Source organism: Actinomyces sp. Z5, from assembly GCF_003287795.1.
GTDB classification, from domain to species: domain Bacteria; phylum Actinomycetota; class Actinomycetes; order Actinomycetales; family Actinomycetaceae; genus Actinomyces; species Actinomyces glycerinitolerans.
Window position 1 is genome coordinate 1 of record NZ_QMIN01000047.1, and the last position, 23,048, is coordinate 23,048.

Genomic DNA, 23,048 nt, shown 5'->3' on the forward strand with positions numbered 1-23,048 from the left:
CGTCGGCGCCGCCGACACCCTCGACCCTACTCCAAGACACCCCCACAAACGACACCGGTGTAACACATCATCTAGGAGCGTAACCGGCCAGCAACCACAACATGTTGTGGTCACAACCCGCACCATACCCGCAACGGTGGCGCCATCCGGCGCGACCGCCGCTCTGCGTAACCCCACTTCTTGTGGGTGGCGCAGCTCACACTTTTACTGACGCGCACGCGCGTGTCGCCAGGCGGGCGAGCCGCGCTACCCCACGCGGCCGCAGGTAGAACCGGCAAGCCTCGGCGAGCGCAAGGTGCTGAGCTACCTGTGGACCTTCCGTCATGCGCAGAACGCCAGCTCGCCGCTGATGCAGAAGGCTTACCGAGCGGCTCTCAGCCATCTGTCGGCGACGACATTCATCCAAATTTCTTGGTCGACCAGAATCGGCCCCGGTTTCTACATCGGACACCGCGGCCGGATCATCATCAATCCGGCCGCAGTGATCGGCAGCAACTGCAACATCGCCACGGGTGTAACTGCCTTCTCCCCCGGTTGAGGCGATGGGTGGGGCCCGATGCGCTCATCGCAGCGATGCGAGCAGCCGGGAAGCCTCCGGAGTCCTGCTCACCCGCCCCGAAAGTGACCATCCGTCGCGGCTTTGACCTCAAGAGCACAGTCGTAGCCCTCATGGGACGTCACGTATGCCCAGGTCAGAGGCGGTTTGTCCCGGCATCGAAATTAGACCGCCGCGCCAAAGCCGCTACGGATGGACACTTTTGGCCGCCGAGGCTCACCCGGCTCATTCGTGCGACGCGAGCAGACGCGCTCGCAGCTCATCCAGAGTGGGGCCGTCAAGGCTCCCCAAGCGCCAGAAAGTCCAGCCGTTCGTGCTGGTGCCTCGCACCTGAGACGCCGGCGTCGACGGAGCCGCATAAGTTACGCCTTCGAACACCAGTCTCCCGGCTGCGTCAACGCCGCCACGCGTTTCCTCGTCCCTTCCAACACCGACCAGCTCATCCCCGACCGCCAGCAGGCCCGCGTCCAGGAGGTCCTTCATCGTCGCATTGTTGACGCTTAGCGCACGGCGCGGGGCGTGGTGAACGTGCCCGGCGGGCGTCGGCCAGATGGCGAGGACCTCTTCGGTCAGTAAGGTATTACGGTCCTGGAGAACGACGGCGCCAAGGAAGTGGGGCTCCGCCGGGCGTCGTGCGTTACCTGGGCCGGGCGCGTGTGGATCAAGCCAGGCCTCGGCGAGGGTGCGAATGTCCTCCCACAGGGGCGCCCACTGGTCCTCCTGGTTCCACACGTATGGGCGCTGGAAGAGCGGTGCATCCAAGCGCATGGTGAGGGCGAAGAGGTCTTGTGGGATCGCGAGCTCGGTGATCATGCGTGCTCCTGGGCGCCGATGGGATGGGGCGATCGTAGGTAACCGTCTGCCGGGGCCTGCACGAATAGACGGAAATCGGCGCCCTGCCGAGACCAACGGCGGCGCTAACAAGCATGAAGTCCGTCAACACCGTCGTCGGCACGCGGCCGAGACCGCTAGTTCAGGAGTCGACCGGCGGGGCATCCCACGTGATGATGCGCGTACCGAAAGCGGGCACCGTCACCATCGCGCCTTCGCGGATGTCCTGCGAGAAGTCGGGGTGGGCCGCACGCTCGGGCGAACAGACGCACAGAGACGCGCTCTGGACCGTGGAGGAGGCGTGAACCTGGACGGGCACCTCAACGGCGGTTGCCCCGTGGTTGGTGGCCACCAGCATGCCTCCCCCGTTACCGGTGAGTACTCCCCTGGTCAACTCGCCGTCGTCCAAGTCCACCGGCAGGCGACATCCCGACAGCTCGCGGACGAAGCGGTACAGGCGCCAGACGCGGTCGTCGTCGTGGGCGTCCGGAGTGGCCGCGGCCATAAGCTCGAGCGGATACGCGCTGACGACCACGGCGCCATCCCCACGGGTGAATAGCGTCAGCGCCGGGGCACCAGCCGCCGTGCGCGCCAGGACCTCGGCGCCCTCCGCCTCCAGTTCCACCCCGCGTCCATGCAGGTCGGCACTGCCTCCGGGAAGGGAAAGCTCATCGCCTACTGCGAAGCCGCCGAAGGGCCGAACGACAGTGAGCCTCAGATCCTCATCGACCGGAGCCCGGTCCTTGATACGCACACCGGCGAACCGGTGCAGCTCGGGGATCGCGCTCTCCGCGGACAGCGACAAGTAGAGAACTCCCCCGTCAGCCACGTAGTTCGACGCACCCTGCCAGAAGGAGGTACGCACGTGCAGCAGGGAGTTCGTCGTCGACGTTAGCGGCGCGGGCAGCACGGTTACAGGCGTCGTCGGCCAGGCGTCGTCTAGGGTCTCCCGGGGGAACTGGACGGGCATCCCCGCCCGCTCGGAGTAGACGAAGGCGTTGAGAAGGCCGCGGATGAGGGGTTTGACGTCGCGGGTGGAGTCCCAGGACTGTTCGGATGGGACGTAGGGTCCCGCCGGCGCATCGTCGAGTCCGTAGTTCTCCTGCGCGTAGGGGTGGGCGTACTCGCGCGGCACCGGTATCGAGGCCAGGGCTCGGGGGCCGTCCGAGGCGCAGCGCTCGAGGTCGAAACCCGCCAGGCAGGCGCGCAGGTCGGACAGGGATGTCAGCCGCGGGCGCGGGACGTTGTCGGCGTCGACGAGTCCGAACTGGGTCTCGTGTGGCATCCGCACATACGGTGCGCGCCCATAGGCGTCGGCCTCGGCGTCGATCCAGCACCAGGCGTAGAAGCCGATGGCGCCCGCCCCAAAACCTGACCAGCACGACAGATGGTCGTAGTGCGCAATGACATCGGGGGCGTGCTGGGTCGACGAAGCACCGAATTCGTGGATCATCACGGATTTGCCGGCGCCGCGCGCCAATGCGGTCTCGAATGCCGCCGCATGCGTCATGCGACGCGATTCCAGCCGATCGGCGTAGAGCTCCGGCGAATAGATCGGGTAGGGGTGCACACAGCAGAAGTCGAGTTCGTCGGCCACGACGTCGCAGCGGAATGGCCCGCCGTCGACCTCCTGGGAGGCGGTTCCCACGGTGATCAGGTGGTTCGGGTCGTTCAAGCGCAACGATTCGGCCAGGCGATGGGTCCATAGGCGCGCGTCCTCATCCGAGGTGGAGTCCCCATAGATCCAGAAGGGCGGTTCATCGGTGAGGTCCCAAGCGATGAGTTCGCGGCGACCGGACCAGCGCTCGGCGAGACGGGCGGCGTGCGCGCACTGCGCGTCAAGCAGATGCCGATCCGAATGGGGGTTGATTCCGCTCGCCCAGGGAAGGTCCCAGTAGGCGTCGCCGACTTCGCCGCCCACAAAGAGCGTCGGGTGAAGTGTCAGTCCGTTAGCGGCCGCCGCGTCGAGGATCCGGTCGAGGGTCTTCAGGTGCTCCTCGTCGAGCACGCCCTCACGCGGTTCGAGGGCCGCCCACAGCAGGTCGATCCTGACCGTGTCCAGTCCGTGAGCCGCGATGTCGCGGAAAGCTCGGGCGAATTCCCCGGACCCCGTGCGCCACGGCCAATCCGGCCCCGAGCGCGGGACGTAGTGAACGCCGACCGGCACGACCGCCCGGCCCTGGTCATATATGAAGTGTGGCCCCATGCGGAAGCGCCCCGGGCCGTCGTTCAACGGATTCACTCGCATGTCGTCACCTTCGCTCCGACGCTGAACACTCCGGGGGTCTCGCTTTTACGGGATGCCTCCGCCCACGCGGCGAGGAGCAGCGGCAGGGCGACGAGTCCCGCATCTATCAGCGGCTCGCTGTCGGGCAGGACATAGTCGATCGGCAGGTCACCGGCCCGGCAGGCATCGACACCGATAGTCATGGTCGATGCTCCTCTACTCAGCAGTTCGTTGCGGAGCCGGGCATCGAGATCGGAGACCGACGGCTCGACGCACATGAGCACCACTCCGAGTCCGGGGGCGGCCAATTCGAGTGGACCGTGACGAAACTCGGCCGAGTCCATCGATTGGGCGGAGACATGCGCCGATTCCTTGAGAACGAGAGCATTGACCTCTGCCGCCGCGACTCCCGCGCCGCGACCGACGATGATGAGGGAATCCACCTGTTCCATCCAGTCGGCGAGCCGCGCGCCCACGCCCTCGGCATCGTCTATCCAGGCCGCCAGGACGTTCGCGGCGGCGTCGGCCCTGCGGTCCGCCCGCGTGAGGATCGATTCGACCGCGTCGTCCAGGGCGAGGAGCTCGGCGAGTACCTGCATGACGAACATGGTCGAGACATAGGTCTTCGACGAAGGACCGACCTCGACTCCGGCGCCCAGCGTGATTGCGACGTCGGCGGCGTCGGTGAGCGGATTGCCCGCCATGTTCGTGACGACGACGACGGGAATGCCTCTTTCCCTGGTCAAAACACTCATGAGTTTGACCGCCTCCACGCTGTGACCGGACTGGCTGACGATTATCACTCCGTGCCGGTCCGTGAGCGACGCGAGACGGAAGTGCAGAAGCTCGGCGGTGTTGATGACGGTGCTTTCGCGTCCGGATCGACCGAGAACGGACGCCAGACCCGTGACCGCGTCCCCGGAAGTGCCCATGCCCGTCAGAATCAGACGACGCCCGGACAGGCGGCGTCTGACCTCGTTGAGCGCGTGTTTCTGGGCGCGCAGTTCATCGGCCGTCCTGCGCAGGGCGTCCCCGCTCTCGCAGATCTCGCTTAGGAAGACGTCGCGTTCAATGGGTTCGGCGGACTCATATGTCGAGTGCATTCTTGTTCCTTTATCGGTTATTCCTTGGTGGAGCCGGCCGTCAGGCCGTCAATGAACTGGCGCTGCGCCAGGAGGAAGATGATGACCATCGGGACGGCTGTGACAACCGCGCCCGCCATGGTCCCGGGCCAGTCGACGGAGTTCTTGCGCGCGAGGAGCGCCAGTCCGACGGGCAGGGTTCTGGTGGACTCCGAACTAGACACGATCAGCGGCCACAGAAAGTCGTTCCATGTATCGAGGAAGGTGAATATCGTCAGGGTCGCCAGCCCCGGAGCGGCGATCGGCAGGACGATTCTGCGCAGGATTTGGAGTTCGGAGGCGCCGTCCAGGCGGGCCGCTTCCAGCATCGAGTCCGGGATCGACAGGAAGAACTGTCGCATGAGGAAGATCCCGAACACCTGGACGATTCCCGGGGCGATGATGCCCGCAAGCGTGTCTACGCCGAACCATGAGAAATACCGGTTCGCCCACACCATCATCCGATACAGGGGGATGAGGTTGACCTGCATGGGAATCATCATCGTCACCATCAGCAGCCAAAACAGGACGTTGCGCCCGGGGAACCTCAGTTTGGCGAAGGCGTATGCCGCGCACGAGTCGAAGAGGATGTTGAGTGCGACCACGCACACGGTGACGATGACCGAGTTCATCGCATAGGTGCCGAAGGAGGTCTCCGTGAAGATCCGCTCGTAGGCGTGCAACGAGAAGGGCGAGGGGATGATCCCCGAGTCCGGCGAGAATACGTCTTGGGAACGCTTGAAGGAGGTAGACAGGGTCCATAGCCACGGAGCGACCATGACGATTGTCGAGACGACGAGGAGTGCGTAAATCGCCGTCGTAGACGCGGCCCTTCTACGCCGCATGCTCGGTTGCGCTACGCGTACGTCCTTCATTGCTCGTCCCTCCTCTCGAGGAGCATTTGGACAGCGGAGGCGAGTGCCAGGAACATGGCAAGGAGATACGCCGCGGCGGAAGCGTGGCCGAGGTCGAGCTCCTCGAAGCGCTTGACGACGAAGTAGACGACGGTCGTCGTCGCCGACACCGGACCCCCCTGAGTCATGACGAAGACCTGGTCGAACACCTGGAAGGCGCCGATGATGCCGACGATGAAGACGAACAGCATCGTCGGGCGCAGCGCGGGAAGGGTAACCGCCCAGAAGCGTCTCCAGGGGCCCGCGCCGTCGACGGCAGCGGCCTCGTAGAGCTCGTGGGGCACGGATTGCAGGGCGGCCAGGAAGACGACCGTTTCGAAGCCGAATCCCTGCCAGACACTGGTCACCGCGACGGCGATCAGCGCGGTCTTCGTGTTGTTCAGCCAGGACACGCCGTTGAGGCCGACCAGTTCCAGCATCTGGTTGATGACCCCGTGTTCGTTGAGCAGCATCTTCCACATGGATGCGACGACGACCAGCGACATGGTCACCGGCAGGAAGAACGCGGACCTGAACAGGGATTGCAGCACCCGCGCCTGATTCAGCAGGAGTGCGGAAAGCAGGCCCAGGAGAGGGCCGGTGGTCATGGTCGCCAGGGCGAATAGTCCCGTGTTGATCCCCGACTTCAGGAAGAGGGGGTCGGTGACGAGGTCGACATAGTTGTCGACGCCGACGAACTGCGGCGGGGCAATACCGTTGTATCTGGTGAAACTCCACCACAGGGAGAGCAGCATCGGGATGAAGAAGAACACCGTGGTGATGAGCATCGCCGGGGCGACCAGGAGCAGGCCCGCCTTGGCCTGGCCCGACGTGAACCGTGATCCGCCGGCGCGCACTCCCGTGCGCCCGCCCTCTCGGCGCCTTCTCCCCCTGCCGCTCAGTGATGGGATCAGATTTGCGCTCATTGCGCCGTCACCTACTTCTGAAGCGCCTCGTCGGCCGTCGCCGCCGCTTTTCGGAGTGACACCTCCGGCGAGGTTCCTTGGACAAGGGTTTCGACCACCCCGTCGGTGATCGCCTGATCGATATCGCTCCATCCGGCCACGTAGGGGAAGGGCTGGGCGGACTCGAGGGCCTTCTCGAAGACGGGGAAGGGGACCTGCCCGTCGAAGAAGGGGTCCGCCTGCGTGAGTGCGGGCAGTTCGAGGGCCTCCAGAGTGGCGGGAGCCGCGCCCGCCTTCGTGTAGACGAGCTCCTGCTGGGCGGGTTGGAGAAGGAACTGCGCGAGCTCCCATCCACCCGCGGGGTTCTTCGCGCCGGTGGGGATGACTAGTCCTGTCCCGCCGAGGTAGCTGCCCGGCTCCTTCGAGAAGGGCGCATCGGCGACCGCCCACTTCCCGGATTGCTCGGGGACACCGTCCTTGAGGATTCCCATCATATAGGGGCCGTTGAGGAACATGCCGATGCGCTCGTCGGCGATGCCGGCCAGACCGCCCGAATCGCCCTCGTCCGGCCCCCAATAGACCGAGCCGGCATCCATGAGTCGTCCCATGTACTCCAGCGCATCTACTCCCTCGGGCGATGCGAAGGCCGACTTCGTACCGTCCTCGGTGACCAGGCTTCCTCCCTCCTGGAAGAGGAACTGGCTGAATTCGAAGGTGTCGGGTCGCAATTGGAAGGCGTACTTGTCCACCTTTCCGTCGCCGTCGGTATCCTCGGACATCTCTTCGACGACGTTGAGCAGCTCCTCATGCGTCGTGGGCACGTCGAGGCCCTTCTGCTCGAGGATGTCCTTGCGGTAGTAGAGGGCATAGGCATCGAAGTCGTAGGGCAGGACGATCGTGCGCCCGTCATACTCCATCGCCTCTAGCGCACCCTTGGAGTACTGACTCTCGATGGGTTCTCCGTTGAGCTCCCCCTGGGAGATCTCCGATATGTCGGAGAGCACGCCCTGTGCGGCGTAGACGGGTGTCCACACCATGTCGATGGTCGCGAGATCGGGCGCCGCACCGGAAGACACGGCGACCGCCAGCTTGTTCTGGAAGGTGTCGTAGTCGTACTCCTGGTAGTCGATGGTGACGTCGGGGTGGCTCTCCTCGAACAGGTCGAGGGCGGGCTTGACCGGAGATGAGGAGCCGTAATAGTCCCAGACGACGATTGCGTCGCTGTTCGCGCCGTCGTTCGCCGAGCAGGCCCCGACGAGTCCGGACAGCGCGAGAGCGCCGGCGACGAGGGCGGCGGCCTTCAATGGCTTACGTGTTTTCCCTGTGTTCATTGTTCGCTCCTTTGCGAATCAATCTCGGATCGGGTTAGAGAGAGCGCGGGCGGGAGACTTCCAGGTGGTACCTGGCGCGAGATCCTTTGACCACTGTTCGGCAGTATTCGATGGGTCTTCCGTCTGACGAGTAGGAGGTGAGGCGCAGCAGGAGGACGGGCTGACTGCGGTCCTGCTCTAGGAGTCGGGCCTCACGAGCCGAGGGCAGAGCGGGTTCGACGGTCTGATGTCCGCGGACCAGCTCCACCCCGAACTGCTCATAGAGGTAGGAGTACAGCGAGGTGGTCCCGAAATCCACCGACAGCAGGCCCGGGAACATGTGCGCAGGAAGGAAGACGTGCTCAATGAGGAGCGGTTCATCGTCGGCCACGCGTAGGCGTTCGATGGCGTAGACCGGCGCGCCTTCGACGATTCCGAGCCTGTCGGCGGTCGAGGCGATGGCTTCGGTGATCTCACCGCCCAGGAGCTTGGTCTCCTGGGACAGGCCCATGAGCGACATCTCGTCGGTGAATGACGTCAGTTGGTTGAGCTCACGGTCAATTCTCCGGGCGGAGACGAAGGTGCCCTTGCCGCGGGTCCTGGTGATCGCCCCCTCCCGAACCAGTTCATCCAGGGCCCGCCTGATGGTCACCAGGGAGCAGCCGAAGGAACTCGCGAGCTCCTTCTCCGTTGGGAGCCGATCTCCGGCCGAGAGCTCCCCCGACTCCAGCCGGGTACGCAGCGCACGGTAGACCTGATGGTAAAGGGGCGATGCCCCTTGTACCAGAGGCCCACCTATACGACTCCACTCCTGCGCGGTCTTCGCGTCGGCACTTCCCTTCGCCAAATCCGACACCCCCTCACGGATCGAAAGATTATAATGTTATAATCAAGTATGGACAGTGTCAGCCCTCTTGTCAACAAGCATCAGATCGCGGCGTTCAGCGCTCGGGACGTCGGCGTCCTCGACATCGGCGGCACCTGGATCCGCGGTGCGCGAGTAAGTCGCCGAGGCCAGATCCTGACGCGAGCACGGCGTAAGACGCCCGGAGGGCCCGACCCGTCGTCCGTCGTCACCACGTGCGTGCGCGCCCTCGAGGGTGCGGGAGCCCTGCTTGAATACGCTCCCGTAAGGCGCATCGGCGTCAGCGTCACCGGACCGGTCGACCCGCGCACCGGCACCCTGTTCACCCCGCCGAACACGGACTCGAACTTCGCCGGACTGGAACTCGGTGCACGCCTGCACGAGGCGACCGGGCTGCCCATCGCGGTCGACAAGGACACCAATGCCGCCGCGCTCGCAGAAAACGCGCGCGGGGCGGCCCAGCACGTCTCGGACTTCATCTACCTCACCCTGTCCACCGGAGTCGGAGGAGCCGCCGTGGTCGATGGCCGACTCCTCTACGGAAGCACCGGGACCGCGGGCGAGCTCGGGCACACGAGTCTGGATCCAGCGGGACCGCGATGTGGCTGCGGGCGGAAGGGGTGCCTGGAGGCCTACACCTCCGGGCCCGCCCTCGCCCGGCGCGCCGCCGAGTTCGCCGCCGATGTAGCCGGCCCGCTGCAGGAGCATCTCGCCGCCGGCCGAGAAGTCACGGGGGCCGACATCAGCCACTTCGCGGAACTCGGCGACCACGCCGCACTCCGCGCCCTCGACGACGCACGTCGCGCCCTGAGCTCCGCCTGCGTCGACCTCGTCAACGTGTTCAACCCCCGACTGATCGTCGTCGGCGGGTCCGTGGCGGCCCACCATGAGGAGTGGCTGGGGGCCGCGTCCCGGGCCATCCGGACCGCCGCCCTCTCCCCGTCCTCCGACGCATGCACCGTCGTACCGGCGCGACTCGGCGACGACGTGTCCCTCATCGGCGCCTCGCTCCTGAGCCGCAGGTGATTGCGGGCGAGTGGAGGCTCGCCATCGGGCATCACACACCGATGGATGCTGAGCCATGCCCCGCCACGTACCGGATCATGGGAGCGGCGATTACCCGGTGCTCGCGGGATCCGACGTCAGGCGTAGTGCCGGAACGCGTCTGGAGCCCCGCCGCTCCCGTTCGCCAGCCCTGGTACCGCCTCACCCGTCCTAGGAGTGGACGCCTGCGCCCGCCGTAACCCGGGGAGCGCCTCATTCCCGCCAGAGGTGCTGCGTACGTACCAGGCGACGGATCGGGCGCTATTACGGGAGAGCCGCGGCCGCCTCCAGCAGCGGGTCGGAGCGCCTCTCCTCCGCGGGCAGGTTCGCGGCCGTCATCAGCACATCCGCAACGCGCCGCAGTCGCTCGCCCTGCTCGCCCGAGGCCGCCCGGTCGGCGAAGTGCGCTGCGAGGTTCTCATCCTTCGTGATGATGTCTAGCCGCGCCCTGTCCTCACCCTGCCGGAACCGGACGTAGCGCACGTCCGCCAGCGGGAAGTCGTCGTCGATCAGTCCGTCTTTGGTGAGCGTGGAACGTGAGGCGAGGAAGAACCGCGTGGGCGTCACCCCCAGGTATCCGCCCTTAAGGTTGTTGTCTCCCGCCCAGGCGCGGCCGAATTCGGCTAGGACGAGTAGGGGCCCGCCATTGGGCAGCGCCCATCTGAGAATGTCGAGCGCGTGCGCCGCGGCGTCGTCATCCTCAACCACTTCGAGGTTCGGCTCCAGTGGCGCGGGGGCGTCATAGGCGCCGACGCACAGCGCTGCCACGTATTGGGTCATGGCGGCGACGACCTGCTCGGTGCTCGCGCCCCGCCGCGCCCGGTGCAGCGCCGGGACGCGTCCGGAGACCTGCCCCGCCAGGTCACCGATCCGGGCACCGGCACGCCCGAGATCGACGCCGCGCCCGTCCAGTAGCACCACCAGGTGACAGTACGCGTCGAGTTGACCGAGCACCTGGGCGATCCTCGCCATGGTTTCCGCCCGCTCAGCCGGTATCCGTTCGGCTCGGTACCGCATGAGCTGCTCATCCTGCTCGCTGCGCTCACTGTCTGAGGCGATCTCGGCCGCTCGGAGCAACTGGTACCCGTAGTGGGCGTTGGCGGACATGACGAGTCCTTGGACGTCTGCGGCGACCTCCTGGGCATGGTCCCGCAGGTAGTCGCGCCGCTCGACAGCGGTCCCGCCCAGCGCCTTTAGGTGACTTTGCAGGCGGCGGTCGAAGTGCTTGTACTCGGCGCGAAGATCGGCCTCAAGGTGCGCGATTGGTTCAAATACCCGTGACGTGACGGCCCCGATCGTGCGTGCCGCATCAATGGCGCCGACGACGGCGTCATACATGCCGCTGAGGGCGTTCCAGTGGTCCTGCAGCAGGCTCTGGAGGACGTCGCGAGTCAGTTCTAGGTTCTGGTCGACCCGTTTGGACAGTGAGGTCAGCTGCGCAGTGATGGCCATCAGGGCGAAGGCCGGACCGGCACTCGCGGCCACCGTGGCGGCCTGAACTCCGGTGGCGGGGACCCAGCGAACCTGGGCCGCGAATTTACCGCCTTGGGTCAGGACGCCGAGGTTGTAGCCGTCTTTAACAATGGTGTTCATGGTGCGCAGGTTGTGCAGAGTCTCCGGCGCAAGTCGCACCAGCCCCTGGGCGGAGACGAGCCCCTGCGCCCCTTGTGCGACGAGGTTGAGTGCACCGGCGGCGTTGCTGACGGCATTGGTGATCTCGGTGTTGGCTCGCTCCCCCAGGTTGAAGGGCTCGATCTCCCAGCCGTCCGGCACCGTGTCGGCGAGTAACACGGCTACGCCGGGGGCGGCCTCCAGCAGCGTAAGTTCGGTGGCGGCATTCGGCGCCGGCGCTTCCGCTCCTGTTTCCGCCGGCGACGGCGTCACCGCCCCGGCCGCCTGCGCAGGGGGTTCACTCGACTCCTGTGAAGCCCGTGATGGACTCCCGACCCCACTCGTGTCCACTTGGATCCCCTCTCGCGCTTGAGCTACGTGTCAGCGGGAACGTTAGCGCCCGCCTAGTCCCGCTAACCCGCCTTCGCATCTCGGAACGAGGGCAGTTCCATCGCTGATCCAATCCGGCCAGTCAACCCCTGGATGGACACGTTAGGCGATCCAGTCTCTCACCCAGCCAAGCACCTGCCCCAGGACATCGTCATCAACAACACCGATACGCTCGACCAGTCTCCTCCGGGAGATCGTGCGGACCTGTTCGGTCATGGCGAAGGAGTCCTGGGGCAGACCCGCACCGCGGGGGATCCGCACATGGTTCGGCCAGCGTCGGTCGACGGAGGTTACCGGGACAGTTACCGCCAACGTCGTTACGGCCTGATGGTAGCGGGCGTTAGAGATCACGAGAACAGGACGTCGCCCAGACTGCTCACGCCCAACCACCGGGTCCGGCGCAGCCCACCACAGTTCGCCAGTCAAAGGCTGCGCAGTCAGTTCCACGCGTCCGACTCCCAGTCAGCGAGTTCGGCAAAGTAAGCCTCATCCGGAGGGTTTGCTTCCATGGCAGCCTTGAGGTCAGCGAAACGTAGCTCACGCTCCGCAGCTTTGGCCATCTGCCGGATGGCGACATCCATGGTGACACCCTGACGCTCAGCGAGGGCGCGGACCGCATCACGGGTGCTGCTCTCGACTTTGATCGTAGTCATCCTATTCATGCTTATAGTATGCCCGCTAGGCATACTCTTGACCATACCTGCAGTCGCTCGACAATAGACGCCTCGGGGAGGCCATCACGCCGGCCCCTCTGAGTTGAGCACCACTGGTCGGTCGATGTTGAGTGTTGCCTCAACATCCAGGGCTCGCGGTTCACCGGAGGCACGGCGACGCTCGCGCTCACGCTCATCACGAAGCCGCGCTTCGCCCTCTCGGCGTAAGAGTGTGCGTACTGACATTGATCGCCGTCACCCTGGACACGACTCCATGTATGCCCGACGACGAACCGCCTATTCGTGGGGACATGGAGGTTGGCGGTGCGAGCATCCGAGGTGGGGCGGCGTAGTAGACGACGTCAGCGCTAAGCACGCGGGCGAGCCAACTCCCGGCTTCATCCACACCCTCAAACGCGAAGAGTTACTATAGCAATGCGATCTGCTGGAGCACCTCACGGACGCACTGCGCAAACCCAGGACACCCGGACCGCATCAACGCATCATCCAACTGCCGATACCCCGGCCTGTCCATCCAGTACTCCATTTGCTTCCGAACGATGGGCATCATACAGTTCGGGGCAGAGTTTGCGATCAATAGGAAGAACTCATCGGGGGCGATGACCGAGTAGCTCTCACCGTCGGGATTATCGGTAAAGTCTCTGGAATCATTATGTGTGAGCAGAAAATCCGCCTGACCGAACACCGCCGCCGCGTGAACATGATAGTCCTTCGGATCAGCGCCGCTGAACGGCACATTGCCGGGATAGTCGGGAATCACCTCATCTAGGCTCTTCCGAATGAGTTCAGCGCGACGGCGGGTGACATGTCCGGGCATCCTCGGCTTCTTCTCACGCATATTTGCAATGACCTCGGCCAAGATATCCTCAGTGGCATAGATCTGGAACATGCCCTGATTATGAAGACGCAGCAGGAACAACCAGTCCATGGTTGTTTTCTGAAACAGTACGTTGGCATCCACGAGCACCCGCTGCGTCATAGACGCAGAGTACGGCAAGACGCAGCCCCGCTCACAGGTTTCCGTGGTTGTTGTCGCAGTCAGTCTTCGAAGTGCTCGAAGTCCCCTTCCGCGTCCAGGGCTCGCAGTGCCTCGAAGGCACGGCGACGCTCGCGCTCACGCTCATCACGAAGCCGCACTACGTCCTCCCGGCGGAAGCGAGTGTGCGAGCCGACCTTGAAAGAGTCAATCAGGCCGTCGCGGCTCCACTTCAGCAGCGTAGGACGCGAGACACCGAGCATGTCGGCGGCAACAGTGCTGGTGAGCTCGTCAGGGACACGTCCGATAGTGACCTCGCCATGCTCGGCGATCGAGGCGAGGGCTGCCAACAGAGCCTTCTGAACACCCTGCGTCAACACGACCTCGCGGCCGTCAGGGTCACGCAGTACGAGTACGGCTCCTTCTATGGGCTTGATCTCCTGGACCTCACGCACGGTCTGCGCCGCGAGGCCGACCCTGGTGAGCGTACCGGCTGACATGATGTCTCCCCTCTCCTCACACACCATTCGTAGGTGCTGTTACAGCATAACGCAGTTTCACGTATATGTGAAACACAGTGGGGATCACCACTCTTCTGGTGCAACCACAGGAGACCGGGCCGCGAACCGGGGCGTCCACCGGATGGCGACATCCGCGACCACGCCCTGACGCTCCGCGACGGCACGGATCACTGCGTTTGACCCTAATCGGCGCCGTCCTGGCATGACTCCATGCCATGCATTCCCGACGAGGACGGCTCCTCGTGCGTGGAGTACGGCGGTTGGCGGCGGCATCTGAGGTTGGGTGCGGCACTAGGGCGCGAACGTATACGGTGGGATGCAGCGCTCGGCATGGCGTTGATGACGCGGAGGCCAGAGCCCGATCATTGGGTACGCCCCTTCGGCCTCTACTACGCCAGTTAGACCTCCGCTAAAGGGCCCAGACCCCTTCAACAAACACCTAACCGGCGTAGTAAACCCCGAACCGGCGTAGTAGACGACGTCACCGCTGAGCACGCGGGCGAGCAGACCCCCGGCTCCACCCACACCCTCCCCGGCCGGATAACAAACCGTCACCCTGGGGGCGCCTTCTCCGGTACCCTCTCCCGGATCACGCATCGTCCTGATGGCCGGGGAAGAAGGAGGTCAGGGAGGAGGTGAGGGGGTGTGCCAAGTCGAAAGGCCGACACGCCAAAGTCCGCAAGGACCAGGAAACGGCCCGGAAGACGAGCGAGTTCATTAACGCTATCGCTCATCTGATCCGGGCCGTTAGTGTCCTGATGGATTCCCTCCGCGGCTGGTTCTAGGACCGACCGCGTCGGGGAGTCATCCGGGTTGCTGCCGGGTGGCTCCCCTCTATTGTGCCCGCCGTACGGCCCGGCGGGCAAGGGCGAGTCACACCTCGAACACAGTTGTCCGTCCTGGCCTCCTGGCCGACGGCGCTTCTTAGGATCATCCCCGTGACCACGGCCACCCCCTCCGACCCAAGCGCAGCGAGCGCGGTCTCCACTCCCGCGCCTTCCGCGGCAACCGTCTCCCCCACCGTCACCGCCCGCTCGGACGCTTCTTCCGCCGACGTTTCCTTGCCCGTCACCGCTCCCGCCAGCGCCGCCCCTTCCCCCACCCCTGCGCCGTCCACCTCCACTCCCCCGCCGTCCCTCGACGTCGCCCCCGGCTCGGTGGTGCGAGTGCGCGACGAGGACTGGCTGGTCACCCAGGTCTCCACGAACTCCGACGGCACCCTGGTGACGGTGCAGGGGCTGTCGGAGCTGGTGCAGGACGTCACCGCCCAGTTCTCCGCCGGGATCGACCGCATCGAGCCCGTTGACCCGCGCCGCACCCGGGTGGTGGCGGATACCTCCACCCGGCATCGGCTTTCGCGCCTGTGGCTGGAGGCGACGCTGCGCAAGACGGCGCTGCCGGCAGGCTCCACGGAGCTGTCGGTGGTGGGCGACATGCTGGCCGACCCGCTCCCCTACCAGCTCACGGCCGTCCGGCAGGCCCTGGACCCGGCCAACCTGCGCCCGCGCATTCTGCTGGCGGACACGGTGGGCCTGGGTAAGACCCTGGAGATCGGCATGATTCTGGCGGAGCTGGTGCGCCGCGGCCGCGGGGACCGGATTCTGATCGTCACGCCCCGGCACGTGCTGGAGCAGATGCAGCATGAGATGTGGTCGCGCTTCGCCCTGCCCTTCGTGCGCCTGGACTCGGTGGGCATTCAGCGGGTGCGGCGCACCATCCCGGCCACCCGCAACCCGTTCTCCGTCTACCACCGGGCGATCATCTCCATCGACACCCTCAAGTCCGACCGCTACCTCAACCACCTGCGTAAGCAGCGCTGGGATGCGGTGGTCATCGACGAGTCGCACAACGTCACTAACAAGGGCACGCTCAACAACCGTCTGGCGGACATCCTGGCCCGCCAGACGGACGCCCTGATCCTGGCCTCCGCCACGCCTCACAACGGGGACCCGAAGTCCTTCGCGGAGCTGATTCGCCTGCTGGAGCCGACGGCAGTCCATGCGGACGGCTCGCTGGATCAGGAGGCGGTGCGTCGGCTGGTGATCCGCCGCCACCGTCACTCCGAGGAGGTGCGCGACGTCGTGGGCGACCGCTGGAAGGAGCGGCTGACTCCGGTGAACCGGCTGGTAGCGCCCTCCCCGGCGGAGGATGCGGTGGCCGGGGAGCTGTCCCGCTCCTGGCTGCACCGGCCCGACGGCGCCTCCGCCCCGGGCGCTGCCGGCCCGGGCACCGCGGGCAATAGCGGCAGCGCCCTGTTCTCCTGGACACTGGCGAAGGCCTTCTTGTCCTCCCCGGCGGCGCTGATTCAGACGATCGACGAGCGCATGGCGCGGCGTCGCGCCCGGGCCGGAAGTGAGGAGGCGCTGGAATCCTCCGAGCAGTCCCGGGCCCTGGCCCGCCTGCGGCAGCTGGCCGAGGCGGCCAATAACACCGAGTCCGGCAAGTACCAGGCGCTGCTGAAGGAACTGCGCCGCATCGGCGTCGGCCCTCGTTCGACGGCGCGGGCGGTGGTATTCGCCGAGCGCGTGGCCACCCTGAACTGGCTGGCCGAGAATCTTCGGCGGGACCTGCGCCTGCGCGACGGCGCGGTGCGCGTGATGCATGGTGGCCTGTCGGATGTGGAGCAGCAGGAGATCGTTGAGGAGTTCCGGCAGGCGCATACGCCGCTGCGCGTGCTGGTGACCGGCGACGTCGCCTCGGAGGGAGTGAACCTGCACGCCCAGTGCCATGAGCTGATCCACTATGACATCCCCTGGTCGCTGATCCGGATCGAGCAGCGCAATGGCCGCATCGACCGCTATGGGCAGGAGACCAGCCCGCAGATCACCACCCTGCTGCTGGACCCCTCCGACGCACGCTTCTCCGGTGATGTGCGCGTGCTGACCCGCCTGATGGAGAAGGAGGATCAGGCGCACCGGGCGCTGGGCGACGCCGCCTCCCTGATGGGCCTGTACTCCGGGGAGAAGGAGGAGCAGGCGATCCGTGAGGCGTTGCAGCAGGGTGCGGACATTGACGCGGTGGTGCCGGATGTGGATGCGGCCCTGGAGCTGGATCCGATGGCGGCCCTGTTCGCCTCCCTGACGGGTACCGCCCAGGCCGGCTCCGACGACGCCCCGGACACCTCCGACGACGGCGCCCCGGCCGCTGCCGCACCAGCCGCTGCCGAAGCCGCCCCGGTCGGCGGCGCCCCGGCCGCCGGGCTCTCGCCGTCGGCCCGCCCCGCGGCCCCGCTGCCGTCCTCCACCCTGTACGACTCCCAGCTGGATTACCTGCGTCAGGCCCTGACCGAGCTGTATGAGCGCCCGGAGGAGGCCGAGCACGGGCAGACCGGCGGCGGTGGCGTCTCCTGGCGGGAGCATGAGGACCATGTGGTGGAGCTGGTGCCGCCCGCGGGCCTGCGCGCCCGCCTGGCGGTGCTGCCGCAGTCGTATCTGAAGGACCGGCACGTGCAGGAGCACCTACTGCTGGCCACCAGCCAGCGCAAGGGCAGGGCGCTGCTGGCGCAGGCGCTGCGGGACTCCTCGGACTCCTCCTGGCCGGAGGCCCACTACCTGGGGCCGCTGCACCCGGTGCTGGAGTGGGCGGGCGACCGGGTGCTGGCCCGGCTGGGCCGCTCCTCCGTGTTCGCGGTGCACGGGGCGGTGGAGTCGCCCACGGTGCTGCTGCTGGGCACGCTCACGAATCTGGCGGGCCGCACGATCTCCCTGGTGAGCGTCTCCGTCGCCTTCCCGTTCCTGGACTTGGCAGCCGCCCGCGCGCAGTTGCAGGCGGGCCGGGACCCGGAGGCGGTGCCGATCGGGCGGGTGCACGCCTCCCCGGCGGAGATGTTCAAGGCGGTCGGTGTGGAGCGGGAGCTGACCAATGCCGGCGGCGCCCCGGATACGGCACTGTTGGAGGCGCTGCTGGCCCCGGCGGTGGATGCGGCCGAGAAGCAGATGACGTTGACGGTGCAGGCGGCCCGGGAGCAGGCGCGCACCCGGGTGGAGGCCTGGGCGCGGCGGGCGGATTCCTGGGACGACGACGCGGGCCGCCTCATCCAGAACCGGCAGCTGCGTTCCCAGCGGCAGACGGTGGCGGCGGAGCATGCGCTGATGGAGCAGCAGCTTCCGGCACACACCCTGGTGCGGCCGCTGCTGGTGGTAGTGCCCCATGGTTTCGACAGCGGCGCGAGTACCGGCCTCGGCGGTGGCGCGAGTACCGGCCTCGGCGGTGGCGCGGGGGCTGGCCTGGGCAGTGGTTTTAGTGGTGGTTTCGGGAAGGAAGGGGACCGCTGATGGCGGCGTCGGATGCGCTCGTGGTGGGCGAGGACTGGATCAGTGAGCACTACTTCACCACCGACGCCACGAAGGAGTCCTTCCTGGCCCGTGTGCTGGAGCGTCGCAAGGAGTGGGAGGAGCTGGAGAAGCCCTCCGACGGCGCCGCCCCGGTGTCCACGCCGCGCAGCCGCTTCCGTTCGGCGCGCCCGCACCTGGAGGAGTTGTTGGCGGCCCTGCCCGACGACGACGCCGCCACACCCACCGCCGCCGCCCTGCGGGCCGCCGGGGAGCTGGACGCCGCGCTGCGGGAGATTCTGGGTTTCGCCTCCGCCGAGTTCCGGCTGGTTGACCGCGGCCCGGTGACGCTGGTGCGGCCGGTCGGCGATGAGGGCCCGGCACCGCTGGCGCTGCTGCGGGCCCGCCCCGCGGCCACGGTGGAGGACCTGCTGGTCAAGGATGCCCAGACGCTGTCCGAGCCGTGGGAGCCGGTGGATTTGGAGGACCCGGATGCCCCCGCCCTGGAGGGCGCCGAGCCGGTGGTTTCGGTGGCGCGGGCGCTGTCCACGCTGATGACCGACGAGCACGGCCCGGCCTTCGCCCTGGTGCTGGCGGGTCGTTGGGCGCTGGTGGCGGAGAAGGAGCGTTGGCCGGAGGGCCGCTGGCTGGCGGTGAATGTGCAGCTGGTGGTGGAGCGCAATGACGCCAAGCGGGGCGGTGAGGTGGAGCGGGCACTGACCTGCATGGACGCTCGCTCCCTGCTGCCGACTCCGGAGGGCGAGACCTGGTGGTCGGGCACGCTCGCGGATTCGGCGGCCCACACGGTGGGGGTGTCGAGGGATCTGCGTGAGGGGGTGCGCTCCTCCATTGAGATCATCGCCAATGAGGTGGTGCGGCGTCGGGCCGCCCGGGGTATGCCGCCGCTGGGCCAGGAGCAGGCGCAGCCACTGGCCTTGCAGTCGCTTAGGTACATCTACCGGATCATCTTCCTGCTGTATGCGGAGGCGAGCCCGGAGCTGGGCGTGCTGCCGGTAGGTGCGGCCGAGTACGACGCCGGCTACGGCCTGGAGCGGCTGCGGGAGCTCACGCTGCGGGAGCTGCATGAGGAGACGGCGCAGGCGGGCACGCACATCTACCAGTCCCTGAAGCTGCTGTTCAAGCTAGTGGATTCGGGTTGGAACACGGGGGTTACGCCGGATCAGGAGGAGACCTTCGACGGCCTGGTGTTCCAGCCGATGCGCGCGGACCTGTTCCGCCCGGAGGCGACGGCGCTGATTGATGAGGTGGGCCTGGGTAATGCGGCCCTGCTGCGGGTGCTGCGGCACCTGCTGCTGACTAAGGAGAACGGCCGGACGGGCCGGGGCTTCATCTCCTATGTGGAGTTGGGCATCAACCAGTTGGGCGCCGTCTATGAGGGGCTGATGAGTTACACGGGTTCCTTCGCCGTCGAGCGCCTGTGGGAGGTGGCGCCGGGCGGGGACGCCTCCAAGGGCTCGTGGGTAGTGCCCGAGGATGTCATGGAAGGCCTGGATGAGAAGGACTTCGTGACGGTGGAGGATGAGGTGACGGGTGAGCGCCGCAACGTCACCTATGAGCCGGGCGAGTTCGTGTTCCGGCTCTCGGGCCGGGATCGGCAGCGGTCGGCGTCCTTCTACACCCCGGAGGTGCTGACGCGTTTCACGGTGCAGCAGGCCCTGGAGGAGTTGCTGGATCAGGATGGCCGCACGACGACGGCGGAGGAGGTGCTGCACCTGACGGTGTGTGAGCCGGCGCTGGGGTCGGGCGCCTTCGCGATTGAGGCGGTGCGCCAGTTGGCCGAGCAGTACCTGTCCCGCCGGGAGCGGGAGCTGGGGCGGCGCGTGGACCCGGAGGAGCGTCCGCGCGAGTTGGCCAGGGTGAAGGCCTACCTGGCGCTGCATCAGGTCTACGGCGTGGACTTGAACGCCACGGCGGTGGAGTTGGCGGAGATTTCCCTGTGGCTGGACACGATGGTGGAGGGGCTGGCGGCGCCGTGGTTCGGCCTGCGGCTGCGGCGAGGCAATTCGCTGGTGGGGGCCAGGCGGGCCCTGTATCCGGTCAGTGCCCTGGGCAGCAAGCGGAAGTGGTTGAGCACCACGCCGGTGGCCGAGCCGCTGCGGCAGGTGGCCGAGGCCATTGATGGTTCGGCGGGTGCCGACGGCGTCGGCCCGGATGGCCCGTCGAGCCCGGCCGGCCCGGGAGGCCTGCCCGCAGGCCGGGGTGAGCCTGCCGCGCCCGTCTCCGTGCACCGCCTGGGCCAGGCCCTGGACATGACCGGCCGGGTGCATCACTTCCTGCTGCCCGCCAGCGGCTGGGGCTCGGCCACGGAGGTGCCCAAGCAGGTGCGTAACCTGGTGGACGCCGGGCGCTTGAAGGCTCTGAAGGAGTGGCGCAAGGACATCACCAAGGCCCCGAAGGACAAGCCGAATAAGCAGATCAAGCGGCTGACGGCGCTGGCGCGGCGCGTGGAGGTGCTTTGGGAGTTGACGCTGCGGCGCCTGCGGGTGGCGGAGGCCGAGGCCTCCCGCCGCATCGACCTGTGGGGCCGCGAGCCCCAGGCGGGTGCGGATTCGGCGGTGACGCGGGAGCAGATAGAGACCTACCTGGCCAACCCGGATTCGGCCTACCGGCGCCTGCGGCTGGTAATGGATGCCTGGTGCGCACTGTGGTACTGGCCGCTAACCACCGACGTCAAGCCGCCGAGCCTGGAGGAGTGGCTGGAGACGCTGGAGCACACGCTCGGCTACGCGGGCGACGCCGCCCCCGCCAACGCGGTGCCGCTTGCCGAGGCGACCACCTGGGAGGGCCTGGAGGAGACGGAGGCCTGGGACCTCCAGTTCGCCGGTGCCCGCAGGGTGGAGGCGGTGCTTGAGCAGCAGCCGTGGCTGCGTGTGGCCAAGCGGGTTGCGGACGAGCAGGGCTTCTTCCATTGGGAACTGGACTTCGCCACTGTGTTTGCGCGCGGCGGATTCGACCTGCAGGTGGGCAACCCGCCGTGGGTGCGGCCCACCGCCGACGTGAACGCGCTTCTATCAGAGAGCGACCCGTGGTGGACCCTGACGAAGAAGCCCTCGGAGGCCGCGAAGCAGGCGCGCCGCCCGGAAACTTTGGCACGCCCGGGCATGCGCAACCTGGTAATCGACGGCACCGCCGAACAGATCGTGCAGTCCGAGTTGCTCAGCGACTCGACCGTCTACCCGCTGCTGAGCGGCCAGCCCGATCTGTATCGAGCCTTCATGTGCCAGGTGTGGGAACACCAGAAGTCGAGCGGCACCTCGGGGCTCATCCATATGGAGACCCACTTCACGGATGCCAAGACCCAGAACTTGCGCGCAGCGACGTATCGGCACCTGCGGAGGCACTGGCAGTTCATCAACGAGCTTCAGCTGTTCGATATTCAGCACCAGAAGATTTACGGCGTCCATGTCTACAGCACCGAACGGGCACCGCATTTCCTTCATGCCGCTTCGCTCTACCATCCCGATACGGTCGCACGTTCTCTCAAGCATGACGGCTCAGGCGAAGAGCCCGGCTTCAAGGACCCGCACACGGGCACTTGGGACCTGCGCCCACACGCCTCCCGCATCCAGCAGGTCGACGACGCCATGCTTCGGACCTGGCAGGCGGTGACCGAGGCCGACGACTGGCGTTCCGCCCCCATGGTCTCCACGGTCAACTCGGCGGCCGCTCGTACTCTGGAAACGCTGTCACGCAGCCAGCGCATAGGCTCCCTCGGTCTTCAGTTCTCCGCCGGCTGGCACGAGACAGCAGACTTTGAGAAGGGCCGCTTCGTCAAGGAATGGGGCCGAACCTTCTGGGAGGACGCCATCTTGCAGGGACCGCACCTGTACGTGTCTACGCCCCTGTATAAATGGCCGAACGAATCCATGAAGAACTTCCTCGATTGGACTCCGACCGACTTCGAGGCCCTGCCGGCGGATGCGCAGCCGGTCACCCAGTACAAGCCTGCCGGCGACCGCGCCACCTACGATCGTCTCTACACCCACTGGGGCACCACCTCCGCCCGCGACCACTACCGCATCGCCTGGCGCAACATGGCTGCCGTAACGGGCGAGCGAACACTCATTCCTTCTCTAGTCCCACCAGGTTCAGCTCACGTCCACACAGTCAGCTCTGCGGCGGCACCAACGCAACCATCTAGATCACTCCCGCTGATACAGGCAGGGGTATCGTCCATGCTTGCTGACTTCGTGGTTCGCTCGTCAGGCAGGGGGCACATCCATCCGACCGATCTTTCTCAGCTCTTCACGCTGGAACCAGAGCACGCGCTAACACCAGCTATCGCTCTCCGGACACTTCGCCTCAACTGCCTGACCGACGCCTACGCCGACCTGTGGGCCGAGTGCTGGGACGAGGCGTTCCTTGAGGACGGGCCGATTCTGGAACGCCACGACGAACGCCCGGTAGGGCCGGTCTGGACGCCCGACGTCCCCCTCCGTCGCGCGGAGGACAGGCGCAACGCGCAGGCGGAGGTAGACGTGATGGTGGCGATAATGCTTGGGGTCCCGATCGAGGACCTGTGCACGATCTACCGCACCCAGTTCGCGGTGCTCTACGACTATGACCATGGCCGGGGCACGGGCGCCTACGTTTATGACGCCAATGGGCGTCAGGTGCCCACGCCGGTGCGTCAGGCCTGGGACAAGCGGAAGCGTCCCGAGTCGGACGCCGACATGCCGCTGGACGAACGGACCCACACCCACCCCGGCTCCGGCGTAACCTACGTCTACGAGCTCCCCTTCCGCACCCGCGACCGCGAACTCGACTTCCGCCGAATCTACACCACCTTGGGAATGAGCAGCACAAACACGAACCCCGACTGACGGTGATTA

Annotated in this window: 16 protein-coding genes; 4 read left to right on the forward strand and 12 right to left on the reverse strand. The window is 66.6% G+C overall.

The features are described 5' to 3' along the window. Window positions 1–295: 295 nt before the first annotated feature. A complete protein-coding gene (locus DRB06_RS16050) occupies window positions 296–538 on the forward strand; it encodes a hypothetical protein (RefSeq protein ID WP_181575202.1) in 243 nt (80 codons plus the stop codon). A 243-nt stretch (window positions 539–781) separates the two neighbouring features. Here DRB06_RS16050 and DRB06_RS05875 read toward each other — a convergent pair whose 3' ends face one another. The 7 genes from DRB06_RS05875 to DRB06_RS05905 all read right to left on the reverse strand — a co-directional run bounded on the left by DRB06_RS05875 (window position 782) and on the right by DRB06_RS05905 (window position 8,699). Beyond that, entirely contained in the window at window positions 782–1,369 is a 588-nt protein-coding gene (locus DRB06_RS05875; RefSeq protein WP_111819372.1) for a DUF262 domain-containing protein, read from the reverse strand. Window positions 1,370–1,529: 160 nt separating this feature from the next. Then, complete coding sequence (locus tag DRB06_RS05880; RefSeq protein ID WP_111819373.1) at window positions 1,530–3,635, reverse strand: cellulase family glycosylhydrolase; 2,106 nt, start codon at window positions 3,633–3,635, stop codon at window positions 1,530–1,532. Beyond that, window positions 3,626–4,717 carry an SIS domain-containing protein gene (locus tag DRB06_RS05885; RefSeq protein ID WP_073330328.1) on the reverse strand — a complete coding sequence of 364 codons (1,092 nt, stop codon included), beginning with the start codon at window positions 4,715–4,717 and terminating at the stop codon, window positions 3,626–3,628. Before DRB06_RS05885 ends, DRB06_RS05880 begins: the two co-directional genes overlap by 10 nt. A 17-nt stretch (window positions 4,718–4,734) precedes the next feature. Beyond that, complete coding sequence (locus tag DRB06_RS05890; RefSeq protein ID WP_108965706.1) at window positions 4,735–5,610, reverse strand: carbohydrate ABC transporter permease; 876 nt, start codon at window positions 5,608–5,610, stop codon at window positions 4,735–4,737. Next, complete coding sequence (locus tag DRB06_RS05895) at window positions 5,607–6,554, reverse strand: carbohydrate ABC transporter permease (protein WP_083565772.1); 948 nt, start codon at window positions 6,552–6,554, stop codon at window positions 5,607–5,609. Before DRB06_RS05895 ends, DRB06_RS05890 begins: the two co-directional genes overlap by 4 nt. Window positions 6,555–6,565: 11 nt before the next feature. Further along, entirely contained in the window at window positions 6,566–7,864 is a 1,299-nt protein-coding gene (locus tag DRB06_RS05900) for a sugar ABC transporter substrate-binding protein (RefSeq protein WP_111819374.1), read from the reverse strand. Window positions 7,865–7,898: 34 nt separating this feature from the next. Then, window positions 7,899–8,699, reverse strand: coding sequence for a GntR family transcriptional regulator (locus tag DRB06_RS05905; protein WP_111819375.1), 801 nt, complete (start codon window positions 8,697–8,699; stop codon window positions 7,899–7,901). Window positions 8,700–8,738: 39 nt separating this feature from the next. Here DRB06_RS05905 and DRB06_RS05910 point away from each other — a divergent pair, with 39 nt between their 5' ends. Next, on the forward strand, window positions 8,739–9,734 hold the full coding sequence (locus DRB06_RS05910) for an ROK family protein (protein ID WP_111819376.1): 996 nt from the start codon (window positions 8,739–8,741) through the stop codon (window positions 9,732–9,734). 282 nt (window positions 9,735–10,016) lie between these two features. On the opposite strand, the gene DRB06_RS05915 is transcribed toward DRB06_RS05910, so the two are convergent. The 5 genes from DRB06_RS05915 to DRB06_RS05935 all read right to left on the reverse strand — a co-directional run bounded on the left by DRB06_RS05915 (window position 10,017) and on the right by DRB06_RS05935 (window position 13,903). Beyond that, complete coding sequence (locus tag DRB06_RS05915; protein WP_111819377.1) at window positions 10,017–11,636, reverse strand: hypothetical protein; 1,620 nt, start codon at window positions 11,634–11,636, stop codon at window positions 10,017–10,019. Between the two features lie 219 nt (window positions 11,637–11,855). After that, window positions 11,856–12,200, reverse strand: coding sequence for a type II toxin-antitoxin system PemK/MazF family toxin (locus DRB06_RS05920; protein ID WP_258522156.1), 345 nt, complete (start codon window positions 12,198–12,200; stop codon window positions 11,856–11,858). Then, window positions 12,191–12,406 (reverse strand): hypothetical protein, encoded by a 216-nt coding sequence (locus DRB06_RS05925; RefSeq protein ID WP_258522157.1) that lies wholly within the window; start codon window positions 12,404–12,406, stop codon window positions 12,191–12,193. The genes DRB06_RS05920 and DRB06_RS05925 overlap by 10 nt, the downstream gene beginning before the upstream one ends. A 427-nt stretch (window positions 12,407–12,833) precedes the next feature. After that, window positions 12,834–13,406, reverse strand: a complete 573-nt coding sequence (locus DRB06_RS05930; RefSeq protein ID WP_111819380.1) for a putative toxin-antitoxin system toxin component, PIN family — start codon at window positions 13,404–13,406, stop codon at window positions 12,834–12,836. Window positions 13,407–13,465: 59 nt separating this feature from the next. Then, entirely contained in the window at window positions 13,466–13,903 is a 438-nt protein-coding gene (locus DRB06_RS05935) for a helix-turn-helix domain-containing protein (protein WP_108965692.1), read from the reverse strand. Between the two features lie 959 nt (window positions 13,904–14,862). On the opposite strand from DRB06_RS05935, the gene DRB06_RS05940 reads away from it, so the two are divergent. Both DRB06_RS05940 and DRB06_RS05945 read left to right on the forward strand, forming a co-directional pair. Beyond that, window positions 14,863–18,198, forward strand: a complete 3,336-nt coding sequence (locus DRB06_RS05940) for a helicase-related protein (RefSeq protein ID WP_234416026.1) — start codon at window positions 14,863–14,865, stop codon at window positions 18,196–18,198. Further along, a complete protein-coding gene (locus tag DRB06_RS05945; protein ID WP_111819381.1) occupies window positions 18,198–23,039 on the forward strand; it encodes a class I SAM-dependent DNA methyltransferase in 4,842 nt (1,613 codons plus the stop codon). Before DRB06_RS05940 ends, DRB06_RS05945 begins: the two co-directional genes overlap by 1 nt. The last annotated feature ends 9 nt before the right edge of the window (window positions 23,040–23,048 follow it).